Source organism: Erythrobacter sp. NAP1 (genome assembly GCF_000152865.1).
In the GTDB taxonomy this organism is placed as follows: Bacteria; Pseudomonadota; Alphaproteobacteria; order Sphingomonadales; family Sphingomonadaceae; genus Erythrobacter.
In genome coordinates this window covers 1194615-1211175 of sequence record NZ_CH672390.1, presented here as the reverse complement: position 1 = coordinate 1211175, position 16561 = coordinate 1194615, and the positions used below count along the sequence as shown (strand labels likewise).

Here is a 16561-nt window from a genome sequence, read left to right as displayed (position 1 = left end):
CAATCAGTGATAGCGACGAAGCAAGCCTGCAAGCTTGCCCTGTACTTCGACTTCATCAGGGCCGTAGACCTGCGCATCATAGGTCGCATTGGCCGGGTCGAGCCGGACCATTGCGCCTTCCTTGTGCAGATACTTCAGCGTTGCTTCCTCTCCGCGGACAAGCGCCACGACGATTTCGCCATCGCGCGCTGTATTTGTCCGGCGGACGAGTGCGAAGTCCCCGTCAAAGATACCGGCTTCGATCATCGAATCTCCCGATACCTCGAGAGCATAATGCTCGCCCGGGCCAAGCAGCGCAGCGGGAACAGGCAGGGAATTCTGGCCTTCAAGCGCCTCAATCGGGGCACCGGCCGCAATTCGGCCGTGTAGCGGGATTTCGATGACGTCGTTAGCTGGCTCTGGCGCCCTTGCCATAACGCTGGAGGCTGAGGCCACCGCCTCATTGGCTGCCAGTGCCGCAGGAGCAGCCTGCGAACGCGGTGAGGTGACCGCGTCTTCGGGAACCTTGATGACCTCAAGCGCGCGCGCCCTGTTGGGCAGGCGGCGGATGAAGCCGCGTTCTTCAAGAGCCGAAATCAGGCGGTGGACGCCTGACTTGCTCTTCAAGTCGAGCGCCTCTTTCATTTCCTCAAAGCTGGGCGAAATACCGGTTTCTTCGAGCCGCTGCTGGATGAAGCGGATCAGTTCATGCTGTTTTGCCGTCAACATTGGCAAGCTCCGTAAAAGCCGCATTATGAGCGCCCGGGCCAGGACCGGTCCAAACGCAATGCCAAACTCGCGCACCCTCAGAGGCACCGCCCGCTAAAACGGAACAGGTGCGATACAGAGCACTAACCGCGCACCAATATGGTGAACGAATGTGGAACAAGTAGGCAACTTCGGATTTCAAGTCAAGCGGGCTAAATCCACAAAGCCAAGCATTTCAGCCATTTTCGAGGTTGTAGATGCGAAGCTTGTCGCCCGGTGCGACTTCACTCGATCCGGCAGGGCGTTCGATCAGGCAATTGGCTGCGGCGAGTGAGCGGATGGCGCTGGAATCTTGCGATGCTGCACGGCGCACGCGCTGACCATCGAAGACACCTCTCACGAATTCGCGGCGTCCGCCGGTTGCGGGCATTGCCTCGGCTGCCATCGCTGTTTGCATACCCGGAATAAGTGCGCGCATCCCCATCGCAGCGCGCACCAGCGGGAGAGCGAACAGGAACGCGGTCACAAAGCTCGAGACCGGATTTCCCGGCAAACCGAGAACCACTTGCGCGCCGCGCTTTGCGACCATGAGCGGCTTTCCTGGGCGAATTGCGACTTTCCAGAAGGCGATGTCCGCGCCCCATTCGCGCAGAGCGGATTGCACAAGGTCATGATCGCCGACCGAGGCCCCGCCGGATGTGATCAGGATATCGCAGTCCTCAGCCTCGGCGAGAGCAGCCGCGAGCGCGTCCATGTCATCGCCCACCGGGCCAATCCGCTCGCACCGACCAACCAGCGGATTCAGCATGGCAGCGATCATCGCTCCATTCGATGCCGGGATCTGGCTCGGGCCGCAGTTTTCCGGGTTTAGGCTCAGTTCGTCGCCGCTATCCAGCACTGCCACTCTCGGCCGTTTGCGGACAGTGAGTTTCGCATGTCCCGCCGCGATGGCGAGTGCAAGCTGTGCAGGTCCAAGCCGGGTTCCGCCTTCAAGCACGATATCGCCCGAGGAGAAGTCGAAGCCTCGTTTGCGCACATGCTTGCCGGCGGTCGGGGGCTGATCAGCGCTAATCGTTGCGTCAGCTACGCTCGCGTTCTCCTGAATGAGCACGCTTTCTGCGCCATCTGGCATGTGCGCGCCGGTCGAGATGCGCACGGCTTCGCTTGGCGCAAGCTTGCCTTCAAACGGGGCACCGGCGCGGCTTTCTCCCACAAGTGTCCACGGACCAGCGCCGCACAGCGCATAGCCGTCCATTGCCGACAGGTCCGCAGGGGGCTGGGTTCGGTTTGCTCTCAGGTCATGTGCGAGGACCCGCCCAATTGCCTCCTCGATCGCGACAGTTTCCTCGCCCAACTGCGGCGCAAGCGCGAGTAGCCGTTCTTGCGCATCGGAAAGGTCGAGCAATCCGCTCACGCAGCAGGCGCTTTCCAGTCGCCTGACTTGCCGCCGCGTTTTTCGGTAAGGCGCACCTCGCCGATCACCATCCCCTTATCGATGGCCTTCGCCATGTCGTAGATGGTGAGAAGCGCGGTAGAGACAGCGACCATCGCTTCCATCTCGACCCCGGTCTTGCCCGTAAGCGATGCGGTAGCGGTGGCGAGGATAGAGTCGTCTTCGAGTGCGAAGTCGACATTCACCGCTTCAAGTCCGAGCGGATGACACAGCGGGATCAACTCGCCAGTGCGTTTCGCTGCCATGATCCCTGCGATGCGGGCCGTGCCGAGGACGTCGCCTTTGGGCGCATCGCCCAGGCGTATCGCTTCCAGCGCCTCGGACGACATCGTGATCCGTCCCGAGGCGATTGCGACACGCTGCGTTTCGGGCTTTCCACCCACATCCACCATGTGCGCGGAGCCTTGCGAATCGAGATGCGTCAAACCGTTCATGTTCAGTGCCTTAGCTGAGAAGTGGACCGCATGTTACACGGTCCAGAGGCAAATAGTGGACCGATCACGAAAGCGCCTTTTGATCGCCTGTCTCGATCACTAAGGATACGTGCTGCGCTGCTCATTCCCACCTGATGCCACGACGGCGGCATGTAGGACAGAGCGCGCTCAGCCTTCGAGGAGCGACCGCGTCGCCGCGGCAACGTCGTCAGCCCGCATCAGGCTTTCGCCGACGAGGAACGTGCGGACGCCGCTTTCTGCCAAGCGTTCGAGGTCGGCATGGCTGTTGATCCCGCTTTCACCGACCAGCAGCGACCCCTTCGGCGCCAGCGGTGCAAGGCGTTCTGTCACTTCGAGCGAGGTCGTGAAGGTCTTCAGATCGCGGTTGTTTACTCCGAGAAGGCGGCTTTCGAGGGTCGTTGCTGCTCGCTCAAGCTCCTCCTCGTCGTGAACCTCAATGAGCACATCCATCTTGTGCTCGGACGCTGCAGCTTCGATTTCGGCCATCTGCGCATTGTCTAGCGCCGCGACGATGATGAGGATCGCATCGGCTCCGATCGCGCGCGCCTCAAGGCATTGCCACGGATCGACCATGAAGTCCTTGCGCAGAACCGGCAGCTTGCATGCCGCACGGGCAGCGATGAGGTAGTCCTCGTGCCCCTGGAAGTATGGCGCATCGGTCAGGACCGAGAGGCATGCCGCGCCGCCTGCTTCATAGTCGGCAGCGTGCAGTGCGGGCTGAAAATCCTCGCGGATCAGGCCCTTGGAGGGGCTCGCTTTCTTGATTTCTGCGATCAGCGCAAAGCCGGTTTTGGCCCGGGTGCGCAATGCCGCCTCAAACCCGCGCGGCGCAGTCTGGATTGCGGCGGCCTGTTCGAGCTGACTCATCGGCACCGCGCTTTTGCGGGCGGCGACGACTTCGCGCTTGGCGGCACAGATTTCTTCGAGCTTGTTCATGCGCGTCAGGCCGCCATCTCGATCCAGTCGGCAAGCAGCTTCGCCGCTGCACCGCTATCGAGTGCCTCGGCTGCCATTGCGGCACCATCGGCCCATTCATCGACCTTGCCTGAGACTACCAACGTCGCCGCAGCGTTCAGTACAACCGCGTCGCGATATGGACCGGGCGTGCCTTCAAGCAGTGCCTTGAGCGCCTTCGCATTGTGCTGCGCATCGCCTCCGCGGATCGCTTCGACCGGAGCATGCGAAAGGTTCACGGTAGAGGCATCCACACGGCGCATTTCGAAGTCGTTTCCGGTGACGTCCGCAAGCTCGTTTCCGCCTGCGAGGCTAAGCTCGTCGAGCCCTTCGTCGCCTGAGACGATGAAGGTGCGTGTCGTGCCAAGCTTGGCCTTTGCCTCGGCATAGATCGGCACATAGCCGGGGCGCGCGATGCCGATCAGTTGCCGCTTCACGCCTGCCGGGTTCGAAAGCGGGCCCATCAGATTGAAGATCGTGCGCTTGCCGATCTGCAAGCGAATGGGCTGGATCCTGCCCATCGCTGGGTGGTGATTCTTGGCAAAGAGGAAGCAGATGCCAAGTTCAGCCAGAGTCTTCTCAGCCGTGCGTCCGGCAGCATCCATGTCGAGGCCGAGCGCTTCGAGCGTATCCGCCGCACCCGATTTGGACGAGGCTGCGCGATTGCCATGCTTGGCCACCGGTACGCCGCATGCTGCGACCACGAGGCTCACGGCAGTTGAGACATTCAGCGTGTGATGCCCATCGCCGCCCGTGCCGCAGCAATCGACTGCATCTTCGGGCGCGTCGATCGGGATTAGGCGAGCGCGAAGGGCACGCGCGGCCCCCGCGATTTCGTCCGCCGTTTCGCTGCGCTCGGTCATGGCGAGCAGGAACCGGGCAATTTCCTCGTCGGTCGCTTCACCATCGAGGATCCAGCCGAACACCTCCTCGGCCTCGGTTTCGCTCATGTGAGGGACGGCGAGGGGGAGCGTCTTCATGCGGGCATGTCCTCGTTCTTTGGCGTCTCTATCCCGCATAGGCGCAGGAAGTTTGCGAGCAGGTCGTGACCGTGCTCGGTGGCGATGCTTTCGGGGTGGAACTGCACGCCGTGGATCGGCAAGTCATTGTGGCGGAAGCCCTGGACATATCCATCATCGGAGTTCGCGTTGACCTCGAGCGCATCGGGAATGTTCTCGACGATGAGCGAGTGATAGCGCGTCGCGGTGAAGGGCGAGGGCAGGCCTTCGAAAACACCCGTTCCGTCATGCGTTACCAGCGAGGTCTTGCCATGCATCAACCCGCCGCGTGTGACGGTCCCGCCGAAATGCTGCCCGATAGCCTGATGGCCAAGACAAACGCCGAGCAGCGGCTTCTCGGCATCTGCGCAGGCCGCGACAAGGTCGAGACTGATCCCGGCCTCGTTGGGCGTGCATGGGCCGGGCGAGATCAGGAAACCGCTCGCATTGGTCGCCAAAGCCTCGCTCGCGCTGATTGCGTCATTACGCTCCACCCGCACAACCGCGCCCAGCTCCATCAGGTAATGGACAAGGTTGAAGGTGAAGCTGTCGTAATTGTCGATGACTAGTATCTGGCTCATGGCGTTTTGCCCGCCAGCTTGTCGGTTGCGCGGACCAGTCCGTCAATGATGCCAGGTTCACCGGCCGAGTGGCCAGCGTCGTGAACCATCCAGAGCTCGGCCTCGGGCATCGCCTTTTTGAGCTCCCACGCGCTGGTGGGCGGGGTGCAGATGTCGTGGCGGCCCTGCACGATGATCGTGGGGATATCGCGGATCGCGTCTACGTCGCATAGCAACTGGGCTTCCTCGAGGTAGAAATCATTGAGGAAGAAGCGCGCGCAGATGCGGGCGAAGGGGACAGCCCTTGCGGGGTCCTCGAAATCGGCGAGCAATTCGTCATTGGGCAGAAGCGTTGCGACCGTGCCCTCCCACAGCGACCATTCCTTGGCGGCGGCGAGGCGCGTGGCCTCGTCATCGCTGGTCAGGCGGTCGTGATAGGCTTTGACGAGGTTGCCACGCTCATCTTCGGGAATGAGACCGGTGAACTGGTCCCACTGCTCGGACATGATTTCGCTCGCTCCGTACTCATAGAGCCACGCCTTTTCCTTCTGGCGGGCGAGAAATACGCCGCGCAGGACGATCTCGGAGGTGCGCTCAGGATGTTTCTGCGCATAAGCCAGCGCGAGAGTAGCGCCCCAGCTGCCGCCAAAGACTTGCCATTTCTCATGCCCGCACATTTCGCGCAGACGCTCCACGTCCGCGACGATGCGCCAGGTGTCGTTGTTCTCGATCTCCGCGAAGGGCAACGATTTGCCGCAGCCGCGCTGGTCAAACAGCAGCACGTCGTAGGCTTGCGGGTCCCACTGCCGCCGATGCGATGGTGCCATCCCGCCGCCGGGACCGCCGTGGAGGAACACAGCAGGTTTCGTGCCCGGAGTGCCAACGCGCTCGTAATAGAGCTGATGGCCTTCGCCCACGTCGAGCATCCCGGTCTCGTAGGGCTCGATCTCGGGATAGAGCGTGCGGGTGTAGTCGAGCATGTTCGAGTTACTCATCAATTTTCTCCACCACCAAAAGCGGTCCTACGCGGCGGTCGTCCATGCGCCCGGACGCCGGGTTCCAGAGCGAGGAAATGTTGCCGTCGAGGAACAGCGCGTTGGGGGTCTGCAATTCGTCTCGGAAGAAGCGGGCGAAGCGTCCGAAGCTGATTGCCTCGTTCGAAATCACGAAGTGAGCGCGGCCTTCTTCGTCAATGCCCACGCCATTGCGAATGGCGCGCGATGGGCCGTTTTCCTGGAAGTCCGGGTGCAACTCGCCATTCACGACCAGCATCGGGCCTGATTGGGTGCCGAATGCGGGGCGCGTGCCGATGGTGCGCAGGAAGACGCCTGTTTCGATGATATTCCAGTTGCCGCCCGTGCCAAAAAACACGCCATTGGGCTTCATGTAGAAGTTACCGCTGCCGTCGCCTCTGTCGAGCTCGGCAAGGCGCTCACCGTCCTCGACGAAGTAGCCGAGAGGGCGCAGGTCGTCGCCGTACATCCCGGCATTCATCACAAAGGCAATCGCGCTTTCGTTGCGGCCAGCGGCCCATGCGCGGATCGTGCCGAAGTCATCGCCGCTTGATGGGGCGAGGCTCGTGCGGATGCGGTGGGTCGCCGGATCGGCGATGCAGTGGGTGAGGGAGGTTTCCTCAAACGTCACCGGCACACAAGCAGAGTTCGCATCGGGAACGCCGCCCGCATCGGGCACGATTTCCTCAAGCACGGCGAGTTCTTCGCCCGCGACCGCTTCGCTCAACTCCGCTCGCACGACCGGCTCGCCAGCGGGTTGTTGTTCGCATGCCGAGAGGGCGAGGGCGGCGACGATGATTGCTGCGCGCCTCATTGTCCGAACCCCGGCTCGCTGGCGACGCGCACGGCCTCCTTTGCCGCCGCTATTAGCGCGCCCGCCTTGGCACGGCATTCTGCCAGTTCGTAGTCGGGATCGCTGTCCGCGACGATGCCAGCGCCCGCCTGCACGTGCATGGTTCCGTCTTTCACGACAGCGGTGCGCAGGACGATGCACGAATCCACCGACCCGTCCGGCGCGAAATAGCCGACCCCGCCCGCATAGGCCCCTCGCGTTTCTGGTTCGAGTTCGGCAATGATCTCGCAGGCGCGCACTTTCGGTGCTCCCGAGACTGTGCCTGCTGGGAAGCCTGCGAAAAGCGCGTCGAGCGCGTCCTTGTCGCTCGCGAGGCGGCCTACGACATTGCTGACGATGTGCATGACATGGCTGTAGCGTTCGATGGTGAAGCTGTCTGTGACTTCGACGGTCCCGCGCGCTGCCACCCGGCCAACATCGTTCCGTCCAAGGTCGAGCAGCATGAGATGCTCCGCGCGCTCCTTAGGATCGGCGAGCAGGCTCGTCTCGTTCTCGCGGTCGAGCGCGGGGGTTTCGCCGCGTGGGCGTGTCCCGGCGATGGGGCGGATCGTGACTTCTCCGTCTCGGACGCGGACGAGTATCTCAGGGCTCGAACCGACGATGGCGAAACCTGGCAGGTCGAGGAAATAGAGGAAGGGCGACGGGTTTACCCGGCGCAGGCTGCGGTAAAGTTCCAGCGGCGGCAATTCGAACGGACAGGTAAATCGCTGGGCCAGCACGACCTGGAAGATGTCGCCGGCAAGGATGTACTCTTTCGCGCGCAGGGCGAGCGCCTTGTAGTCCTCCCCGTCCATCACAGGCGTGAGTTCAGGCTCGAGCGTGTCAGCGGCCGCACGTGGCGCTTCGGGACGAGGCTGGACGAGGGCACGCAGGGTTTCGTCGATCCGCTCGCCTGCCGCTTCGATAGCGGCGCGGGCATCATCGGCTTCCCAGATCGGCGCGACGCAAAAGAGCGCATCGCTCAACCCGTCGAACACGAGAATGACAGTCGGGCGCACGAACAGCATGTCTGGCAGTGCCAACTCGCTTTGCGGCGCACGCGGAAGCGTTTCGACAAGCCCGATCGTCTCGTAGCCGAAATAGCCAACGAGGCAGGCAAGGGCAGGGGGAAGCGGGTTCTCGGCGCCCTCGGGCACATCAACGCGGCATGCATCGGCCAGCGCGCGAAGTTCGCTCAGAGCGTTGCCCGAACAAGGCTCAAACGCGTCGCGGTCGGATTTCCATGCACGGTTGATCGCCGCCTCGCTAGCGCTGGCACGGAAAACGAGATCGGGATCGAGGCCGAGGAGTGAATAGCGCCCGCGAACCTCACCACCTTCGACCGATTCCAGCAGGAAGTCGCCGCGACCGGGCACGATCAGTCGCCGCGCTGCTCCAACCGGCGTGTCGCTGTCGGCAACGACCTTGCGCCACACGAGCGCAGGCGCGCCGCTTTCGAGAGCCTTGGCGGCTCCGGCAGCGTTTTCGAGCCCGATCGGAAGGGATGCGGGGGATGCGTTCACGGTGTTTTCGCGTGTGTCCCTGCTCAGATTTCGCCAGCAAGCTGACGACGCAGCGCTTCGACCGCTTCTTCGTTGCGTTCCACGCCCACTTCCTCGCGCACTGCGGCAGCGAACTGCGCGTTGTACTCGCCGGCCAGAGCCTGCGCGAGCGAGTTCTGTGTCTGATCAAGGATCGGATTGTCGTTAGCGACTTCGGGAACAACGATCTCGTCAAGGTCAACAAGGAACCAGCCAAGGTCATTTTCTTCTTCAAGAATCTTGGTCGATCCCTGCGCCATCGAGAACATTAGGATCAATGCCGTGGGCACGCGCTGGTTTGGATTTGCCAGCAGCTCGCGGCGTTCAAGGTCGATCCGTTCGACCTGGGTCAGAGACGGATTTTCCGCACGCATCGCCTCGGCCAGCGGAGTTCCGCTACGCACGTCTTCAAGAATGCGGTTGGCTGCCTGTTGCGCGATGCGGTTGCCCTCGTTGCGGCGCCACGCGGCAGTCACTTCCTCGCGCACTTCGGCGATCGGTGGTGCGGCGCTTTCTGTGATGTCCGAGACGTCGAAGATCAGGAACTGTTCGCCAGCCACGAGTTCTGCAAGTTGCGGCTCGCCTTCGTCCATCTGGAAAGCAGTCTCGAGTACCGGACGGACCGCTTGATTGAGGGTCTGCCCAGGCGTTCCAAAGATGCGCCCGTCAGCCAAAACACCCGGAACGGCAGTGACTTCAAGACCGAACTGGGTCGCAGCATCCATCAGCGACGTGCCGGTGTCGACCAGTTCTTCGATCTGAGAGCTGAGGTCAATCAGCTGCGCAGCGACCGCTTCTCTGCGGATTTGCGCAGCGATCTCGCCTCGAACATCTGCAAGCGAGCGAGCTGGCGTGTTTTCCACATCGTCTACCCGCGCGACGTACCAGCCCAGCTGAGACCGCTGAGGGGTGATGACATCGCCTTCGCTTTCGGCAAAGACTGCCTCTGCAAGCGCAAAACTGGTTGAGGATGACATGCTTTCGCGGTCGAGGAGCTCGCCCGACGACACGTTGAACCCTGCCTGCTGCGCCGCAGCTTCAAGGCTGAGACCGGCACGAATGCGCTCTACTAGGGCTTGTGCTGCCGCTTCGGTTGGCACGACGAAAGTGCTGATCGCGCGTCGTTCCTGCGCTGCGTACTGTGCAGCGTCTGCCTCGTAACGGGCCGCGATCTGGGCATCGGTCGGCTCTGCTACGGTTTGAACGCTGTCAGCCCCGAACCGTGCGAAGCGGATCGTGCGGCGCTCAGGCAGAATGAAGTTTGCGCGGTTCTCACTGTAAAATGTGTTGAGTTGCTCATCCGTGGGATCGCCATCGGGTGCATATTCACTGCTCGGAACCAAGCCGATGCGCCCCTGACGACGCTCCAGCACCAGCGCGGCATACTGACGAGCGGCTGCGCGCGGCAATTGCGGCGCAGCAAAGGCCGGGCGCAGGAGTTGCTGGGCAAGGAGGCCGTCCGCGATGTCCTTGCGAAGGATCGCATCGGTAATCCCCTGACGGCGAAGCGCCGCCTGATATGTGGCCTGATCAAACTCACCGGTGACATTGCGGAATGCACCAATCTGCAGGATCTCGCTGTTCACGAGGTTTTCGCCAGCGCGAAGGCCGTATTCCTGCGCAAACTGTCCAATTGCAAAGCGGTCGATAAGCAGTTCAAGTTCGCGATTAAGGCCATCATTTGCGACCAATTGCGGCATCGTAATCGTCGGGTTCTGATCGCGAGCGCGGTCAAGCGCGTTGTTCATTGCGCCGCTCATCTCGTTGCTGGTGATCGGTTCGCCGCCCACAACTGCGACCTTGTCGTCACCGGTCAGACCACCAAAAGTCGCTGATCCCGAGATGTCCGACGCCGCGAAGGCGAGGGCAACCAGAACGAGAAATCCAATGAAGATCGGCAGACCAATTTTCGACTGGAAGAAGTTGCGGAACAGCGAAATCATTTCTTGGTGGCTTCCGGTTATCTATGATCGCGTTGGCAGAATTGCGCGCGATACTTGCCCTTCTGGCGGTGGATAATGCAATTGTGTTTCGGTGCGGGGAAGGGGCTGGCGTGCGCTAACCCAAACCTCGACCGGGAAGTTCAGCGCTTTATCGGTCCTGCGACCTCCCGGCAACAGGTTGGCGGAGCTTTTGACTAAATCTTGCACCTCCGCTAGCCGACCCAACCCCCTGACCCTAAATCGGGTCAACCAAGATTCGAATTCAAGCTTCACGATAGACAGGATTACTTGATGTCCCAGCGGCCATACATCGTTGGAAACTGGAAGATGCACGGCACCCGCGCCATGCTCTCCGAAGCGCGCGCGATCGACCGCGCGGCTCAGCGTCATATGAAGGTCGAAGTGGCGCTTGCGCCGCCTTACACGCTGATCCACCCAATCCACCGGGAGGCGGAGCAGATCGCTGTGGGCGCACAGGATTGTCATCACGAAGAGGGCGGCGCCCATACCGGCGACATCTCCGCAGCGATGGTTGCCGATGCCGGCGCGAAGTTCGTGATCCTTGGCCACTCCGAGCGTCGCCAAAACCACGGCGAGAAAGACGCGGTCGTGCGGGCAAAGGCCGAATCGGCGCTTGCTGCCGGCCTTCGCATCATCTTGTGCTGCGGTGAGAGCGAAGAGACCCGCGATGCGGGCAAAGCGGTAGCCTTTGTGAGTAAGCAGCTAAAAGCCTCGCTTCCCAAAACCATCGAAGACGTCGCCGAGAAGCTCACCGTCGCATATGAGCCGATCTGGGCGATCGGAACCGGGAAGACCGCAACGGTCGAAGATATCGCAGAGATGCACGCTGAGATTCGTGCCTTGTTGGTGAAGATGTACGGCGAAGAAGCGGGCGCGGAAGTCCGCATCTTGTACGGCGGCTCGGTGAAGCCTGAAAATGCTGGCGAAATTCTCTCCACTGCCGAAGTCGGCGGAGCATTGGTTGGCGGGGCAAGCCTTGCTGCCGACAGCTTCATGGGGATCGCTCTGGCTGCAGGCGAAGCCGACGAAGGGTAAGGCTGCGAAGGCGAGCATTCGCGCCGCACTTGCCGAGACGCGCGCGCATCCCTAAATGCGCGGTGCAAACGCATTCATCCGTTACGATTTCACATAGAAGAACACAGCCGGGATCATGTCGCTCTTTATCATCTTCACTGTCATTCAGGCCATCGTGGCTGCTGCGCTTGTGGGCGTTGTCCTTATGCAGCGTTCAGAAGGCGGCGGCCTGGGTATTGGCGGCAATCCTTCCGGTGCCCTCGGTGCGCGCGGTGCCGCTGACTTCCTGACCAAATCGACCCGCTGGCTGGCTATCGCTTTTGTCGCGCTTTCGATCTTCCTGGCTGCCCTGGCAGTAAGCGAATCGAGCATGGGCGACGTCAGTACGGATCTCGAGCGCGATGTGAACGCTCCGAGCGCTGCCGATCTGCTGGGCGAGGGCGCGCCCGCAGGCGTTTCGCCAGATGGCGCGGCGTCGGACCCGGCCGATCTTGAAGATTTGCTCGGCGAAAACCCGGCAAACACAGAGCCTGCAAACGACGATCCGCTCGCCGAATAAGCGCGCTCACTTTCGAATTTTTCTCACAGCTTTGTGGATTGGACGGGCTTCACCCGATCAATTCGCTTGCCTCGAATCCCTCATCACGATTAAGGCCCAACTCCCATGGCGCGGTACATTTTTATCACCGGCGGCGTGGTCTCCTCGCTTGGCAAAGGTCTCATGGCAGCATCGCTTGCTGCCCTCCTCCAAGCGCGCGGCTACAAGGTCCGCATTCGTAAGTTCGACCCCTATCTCAACGTCGATCCGGGCACGATGAGCCCGTATCAGCACGGTGAGGTCTATGTCACTGACGACGGGGCAGAAACCGATCTCGACCTTGGCCACTATGAACGCTTTACCGGCGTGTCTGCGCGGCAGAGCGACAACATCACGAGCGGGCGTGTCTATCGCGACATCATCGCCAAGGAACGTCGCGGCGACTATCTCGGTGCGACCGTGCAGGTGATCCCGCACGTGACCGACGCGATCAAGGAATTCGCTCTCGCGGATCAGGACGATCACGATTTTATCCTGTGCGAGATTGGCGGGACGGTCGGCGATATTGAATCGCTGCCATTCATGGAAGCGATCCGCCAGATCCGAAACGAGCTTGAGCCGTTCCAGACCTTGAGCGTCCACGTGACGCTCGTGCCGTATATCGCGGCGGCCGGCGAGCTGAAGACGAAGCCAACCCAGCACTCGGTGCGCGAACTGGCATCGCTTGGCATCAAGCCGGACGTACTGCTGTGCCGCGCAGAGCATCCAATCCCCGATGGCGAGCGTCAGAAGATCGCGAACTTCTGTAACGTGCGCAAGGAAGCCGTGATCCCCGCGCTCGATGCGCCTTCGATCTACTCGGTCCCGCTGCAATATCATGAGGAAGGACTCGACGCAGAGGTTCTGCGCGGCTTCGGTATCACGGACGCGCCTGCGCCTGACCTTGCGCGCTGGAACGACGTGACCGACCGCTACTTCAATCCTGAAGGCGAGGTCACGATTGGCGTGGTTGGCAAATATGTCGGCCTCCCCGATGCCTATAAGAGCCTCAACGAAGCGCTCGTCCATGGTGGCTTAGCCAACCGTGTGAAGGTCAACATCAAGTGGATCGATGCTGAAATCTTCGAAGGCGAAGACGAGGCGGAGATTGTTTCTGCGCTCGAGCCGATGCACGGCATCCTTGTGCCTGGCGGCTTTGGCGAGCGCGGCAGCGAGGGAAAAATCTCGAGCGTGAGGTTCGCGCGCCAGCGTAAAGTTCCGTTCTTTGGCATTTGTCTGGGGATGCAGATGGCCTGCATCGAGGGTGCGCGTGCCGCCGGTTTCGAGAATGCGTCATCGACCGAGTTTGGCGAGACGAAAGAACCCGTTGTCGGCATCATCAGCGAATGGATGAGCGAAGAAGGCCTCCAGCAGCGCGAAGAAGGCGGTGACCTTGGTGGTACGATGCGGCTTGGCGCTTACGAGGCCAAGCTTGCGGGCAACAGCCACACCTCGTCGATCTATGGCGGTGCCGAAGAAATCTCTGAACGGCATCGTCACCGCTACGAGGTCAACAGCGCTTACATCGAGCCGCTGGAAAAGCAGGGTCTGGTGTTTGCAGGGATGTCACCCGACGGGCTGCTCCCTGAAATCGTCGAGCGTCCAGACCACCCCTGGTTTGTCGGAGTTCAGTTTCATCCTGAACTGAAATCGAAGCCGTTCGACCCCCATCCGCTCTTCGCAGGCTTCATTGCTGCAGCGCTCGAGCAATCGCGGTTGGTCTGACGTATCGAACCTCGAGACATGTTATTTTGTCTCAGAATCCCGCCGGGTTCCAGAATCGTCCGACATTCGCTCGATGGCGGAAGTCTGCTGCTTTTTAAGCCGATTTTTAGGGTAATTGTCCCGAAATGACCATTAATGGACCGGTATCTGTCGCGTTCGTACAAGCTGGGTAATTAATCCTTGCGTGCCTCCCATTTTGCGCACTACCACTGTGACCAGCCTACAGCTTTTCTGAAGGGGTAGGCTCCGGATCACGGCGGTGTTCATTGCCATGGTTCGGGTCTGGAGGGACTAGGAACAGTTAGAGCTTTGCCCCGTCCATCATGGAACGGAGGTTTGGCTACACCGAGCTCGTGTCGGGATTGATCATCTTCTGCGACCCGGATGATCATTGTCGTACGGGGCGACTTCAGTGTCGCGGGGGCGGACCTTACAAGGCCGCCCCCACTTCTTTCCGATTGATCACGAAGTTTCTGAATTCAAGGCGATCTTTGACAGCCCTGAATCGCGGTAAGCTGATTTTAGCCTGTCCGATCAGGCTGCGTCAGCTGACTTGTCGTCTTCGTCCGCCGCATTGTCCGAAGGAACAGCAGTGAGCGTGGTAGCGCCATTAACGGCGATCTTCTTCGGCTTCATCGCGTCTGGCACTTCGCGCACCAGGTCGATTATGAGAAGGCCATCGGCAAGCTGCGCGTCATCGACGCGAACGTAGTCAGCCAGTTCGAATCGGCGCTCGAACCCGCGATTCGCAATACCGACGTGAAGAAGTTCGGAGCCATCGTCGGCTTCTTCGCGCTTCTTGCCCTGAACAACCATCAGGTTCGCCTGAGCGGTGATGTCGATATCCTGCGGACGGAAACCGGCCACGGCGAGCGTGATGCGGTAGTTGTCTTCGCCGTTCTTCGCGATGTTAAAGGGGGGATAGTTGTCGCCGGAGTTCAGCCGGGCCTGATTTTCGATCATGTCGAAAAGACGATCGAAGCCAACGGTCGAGCGGCGATAGGGGGTAAAATCAAGACGTGACATAATTCAAATCCTCTTACTTTGAGCAATTTGGTTCTTCGTGCAGGCCTGCCTCATGCAGCACCTGCTAGTGTCACCCGCTGATGTTCCCCAAGACTGGCGGAACCGGGCGACACATCCTAGTTAAGTGAGGCGAAAACGCTTTCAAGGGCCTTCAGCCAGGTCCAATGGGATTGAATTATGAGCACACCGCAAATCGATATGTACACCAAGTTCGCATGCCCGTTCTGCGTGCGAGCAAAGCACCTGCTTCAGAAAAAGGGCGTCGAGTTCAACGAGTATGACATCACGATGGGCGGTCCCAAGCGTGAAGAGATGATGGAGCGTGCGCCGCTCGCGCGTACTGTACCGCAGATTTTCATCGGCGATGTCCATGTTGGCGGTTCTGATGACCTTGCCGCGCTGGAGGAAGCGGGCAAGCTCGACGCGCTGCTGGCGGGCTGAATGGTCAAAATCGCTGTCCTGCAGATGACTTCGGGGATCGACCCTGAGGCGAATTTCCAGACGATTTTTCGCGCAATGTCGGATGCTCAGGCCGCAGGGGCCAAGATGCTCTTTACGCCTGAAATGTCGCTTCATTTAGATCGTGATCGCAAGCGCGCCGCTCCGAAAATTCGACGCTTTGACGATAGGAAGATGATTGATCGTATCCGTTATGCGGTCGATTCCGAGGGTATCTGGACGACTATTGGGGTTCCAATTGATCTTGGCACTGGCAAATACGCCAACCGTCAATGGCTCTTTCCCAGTTCGGGTGAAATTCCTGACACCTACGATAAAATGCACATGTTCGACGTCGAGCTTTCCACCGGGGAGACTTGGCGCGAGAGCAATGCCTATGAGGCGGGCAGCGAAGTTGTGACCGTCGACGATACCCCCGTCGGACGGCTAGGCCTGACGATCTGTTACGACATGCGCTTCCCCGCGCTGTTTGAGGCGCTGGGCAAGCGTCGATGTGACGCCATCGCTGTCCCGGCTGCTTTCACCGTGCCCACCGGCAAGGCGCACTGGCATACTCTCCTGCGCGCCCGCGCGATCGAAGCCTCCGCTTTTGTGATCGCAGCCGCACAGGTCGGCAAACACGAAGACGGGCGCGAAACCTATGGCCACAGCCTCGTGGTCGATCCGTGGGGCGAGGTGCTGCTGGATATGGGCGGAGAGGCACCGGGTCTCGCTTTTTGCGAGATCGACCTTGCCCGGATCGAAGAAGTCCGCTCGCAGGTGCCGAGCCTTGCCAACCGGCGCGAAATTCCCAATTAGAAGAGTGTTATGATCGTTTTCGACCTCCACTGTGATGCAGGCCACCGGTTCGAGGGCTGGTTTGGCTCATCCTCCGACTATGAAGAGCAGAAGGCGAGCGGCCTTGTCAGTTGCCCGCATTGTGGCTCCGACGTCGTCGGCAAGGCGCCCATGGCTCCGGCAGTAGGCGCGAAGGGTAACACCACTCCCGAAACGCGCATGCCGGTTCCTGCGACGGCGGCACACGAAGATGCGCAGCCTGTTTCCAACACGCCGATAACTCCCGAGGTCCAAAAGGCGCTGACAGCTCTCGCAAAAGCGCAGGAAAAGGCTCTCAAAAACAGCACCTGGGTCGGTAAGGATTTCGCCAGCCAGTCGCGCGAAATGCACTATGGCGAGCGCGACGAAGCGCCGATCCACGGTCAGGCCAGTATCGAAGAGGCGAAGGCGCTCGTTGATGAAGGCGTACCAGTGGCTCCGCTGCCATTTCCTGTGGCCCCACCTGACGAACTCAATTGATTGGAAA

Annotated in this window: 17 protein-coding genes; 6 read left to right on the top strand and 11 right to left on the bottom strand. The window is 60.7% G+C overall.

Going from position 1 to position 16561, the window contains the following annotated elements; genetic code table 11:
• Positions 1-3 precede the first annotated feature (3 nt).
• From lexA to NAP1_RS05675, 10 genes are all read right to left on the bottom strand, one after another.
• Positions 4-708: a transcriptional repressor LexA gene (lexA, locus tag NAP1_RS05720; protein WP_007164293.1), complete on the bottom strand. Its 705-nt coding sequence runs from the start codon at positions 706-708 to the stop codon at positions 4-6.
• A gap of 214 nt (positions 709-922) precedes the next feature.
• On the bottom strand, positions 923-2101 hold the full coding sequence (gene glp / locus NAP1_RS05715; protein WP_007164292.1) for a gephyrin-like molybdotransferase Glp: 1179 nt from the start codon (positions 2099-2101) through the stop codon (positions 923-925).
• Positions 2098-2574, bottom strand: coding sequence for a cyclic pyranopterin monophosphate synthase MoaC (gene moaC / locus NAP1_RS05710; protein WP_007164291.1), 477 nt, complete (start codon positions 2572-2574; stop codon positions 2098-2100). Before moaC ends, glp begins: the two co-directional genes overlap by 4 nt.
• A 168-nt stretch (positions 2575-2742) precedes the next feature.
• A complete protein-coding gene (gene trpC / locus NAP1_RS05705; protein ID WP_007164290.1) occupies positions 2743-3531 on the bottom strand; it encodes an indole-3-glycerol phosphate synthase TrpC in 789 nt (262 codons plus the stop codon).
• Positions 3532-3536: 5 nt separating this feature from the next.
• Complete coding sequence (gene trpD / locus NAP1_RS05700; protein ID WP_007164289.1) at positions 3537-4529, bottom strand: anthranilate phosphoribosyltransferase; 993 nt, start codon at positions 4527-4529, stop codon at positions 3537-3539.
• A complete protein-coding gene (locus tag NAP1_RS05695; protein ID WP_007164288.1) occupies positions 4526-5128 on the bottom strand; it encodes an aminodeoxychorismate/anthranilate synthase component II in 603 nt (200 codons plus the stop codon). The genes trpD and NAP1_RS05695 overlap by 4 nt, the downstream gene beginning before the upstream one ends.
• The gene (pip, locus tag NAP1_RS05690) at positions 5125-6102 is read right to left on the bottom strand and encodes a prolyl aminopeptidase (protein ID WP_199796964.1); all 978 of its coding nucleotides are present in this window, start codon (positions 6100-6102) and stop codon (positions 5125-5127) included. The genes NAP1_RS05695 and pip overlap by 4 nt, the downstream gene beginning before the upstream one ends.
• Positions 6095-6934 carry a phosphodiester glycosidase family protein gene (locus tag NAP1_RS05685; protein ID WP_007164286.1) on the bottom strand — a complete coding sequence of 280 codons (840 nt, stop codon included), beginning with the start codon at positions 6932-6934 and terminating at the stop codon, positions 6095-6097. The genes pip and NAP1_RS05685 overlap by 8 nt, the downstream gene beginning before the upstream one ends.
• Entirely contained in the window at positions 6931-8448 is a 1518-nt protein-coding gene (gene trpE / locus NAP1_RS05680; protein WP_040464758.1) for an anthranilate synthase component I, read from the bottom strand. Before trpE ends, NAP1_RS05685 begins: the two co-directional genes overlap by 4 nt.
• A 50-nt stretch (positions 8449-8498) precedes the next feature.
• Positions 8499-10436 (bottom strand): SurA N-terminal domain-containing protein, encoded by a 1938-nt coding sequence (locus NAP1_RS05675; protein WP_007164284.1) that lies wholly within the window; start codon positions 10434-10436, stop codon positions 8499-8501.
• A gap of 291 nt (positions 10437-10727) precedes the next feature.
• Between NAP1_RS05675 and tpiA the strand changes: the two genes are divergently transcribed.
• The 3 genes from tpiA (at position 10728) to NAP1_RS05660 (ending at position 13773) form a co-directional block, all read left to right on the top strand.
• Positions 10728-11492 (top strand): triose-phosphate isomerase, encoded by a 765-nt coding sequence (gene tpiA / locus NAP1_RS05670; protein ID WP_040464282.1) that lies wholly within the window; start codon positions 10728-10730, stop codon positions 11490-11492.
• 115 nt (positions 11493-11607) lie between these two features.
• Positions 11608-12030 carry a preprotein translocase subunit SecG gene (secG, locus tag NAP1_RS05665; protein WP_007164282.1) on the top strand — a complete coding sequence of 141 codons (423 nt, stop codon included), beginning with the start codon at positions 11608-11610 and terminating at the stop codon, positions 12028-12030.
• A gap of 105 nt (positions 12031-12135) precedes the next feature.
• Positions 12136-13773, top strand: coding sequence for a CTP synthase (locus NAP1_RS05660; RefSeq protein WP_007164281.1), 1638 nt, complete (start codon positions 12136-12138; stop codon positions 13771-13773).
• Positions 13774-14307: 534 nt separating this feature from the next.
• On the opposite strand, the gene NAP1_RS05655 is transcribed toward NAP1_RS05660, so the two are convergent.
• Positions 14308-14799 carry an Hsp20 family protein gene (locus tag NAP1_RS05655; RefSeq protein WP_007164280.1) on the bottom strand — a complete coding sequence of 164 codons (492 nt, stop codon included), beginning with the start codon at positions 14797-14799 and terminating at the stop codon, positions 14308-14310.
• 177 nt (positions 14800-14976) lie between these two features.
• Between NAP1_RS05655 and grxC the strand changes: the two genes are divergently transcribed.
• Genes grxC through NAP1_RS05640 form a run of 3 tightly spaced genes read left to right on the top strand, consistent with a single transcriptional unit; the run spans position 14977 to position 16554 of the window.
• Positions 14977-15240, top strand: a complete 264-nt coding sequence (grxC, locus tag NAP1_RS05650) for a glutaredoxin 3 (RefSeq protein ID WP_007164279.1) — start codon at positions 14977-14979, stop codon at positions 15238-15240.
• Entirely contained in the window at positions 15241-16056 is an 816-nt protein-coding gene (locus NAP1_RS05645; RefSeq protein WP_007164278.1) for a carbon-nitrogen hydrolase family protein, read from the top strand. It abuts the gene before it with no gap.
• A 9-nt stretch (positions 16057-16065) separates the two neighbouring features.
• Positions 16066-16554 carry a DUF1178 family protein gene (locus tag NAP1_RS05640; RefSeq protein WP_007164277.1) on the top strand — a complete coding sequence of 163 codons (489 nt, stop codon included), beginning with the start codon at positions 16066-16068 and terminating at the stop codon, positions 16552-16554.
• The last annotated feature ends 7 nt before the right edge of the window (positions 16555-16561 follow it).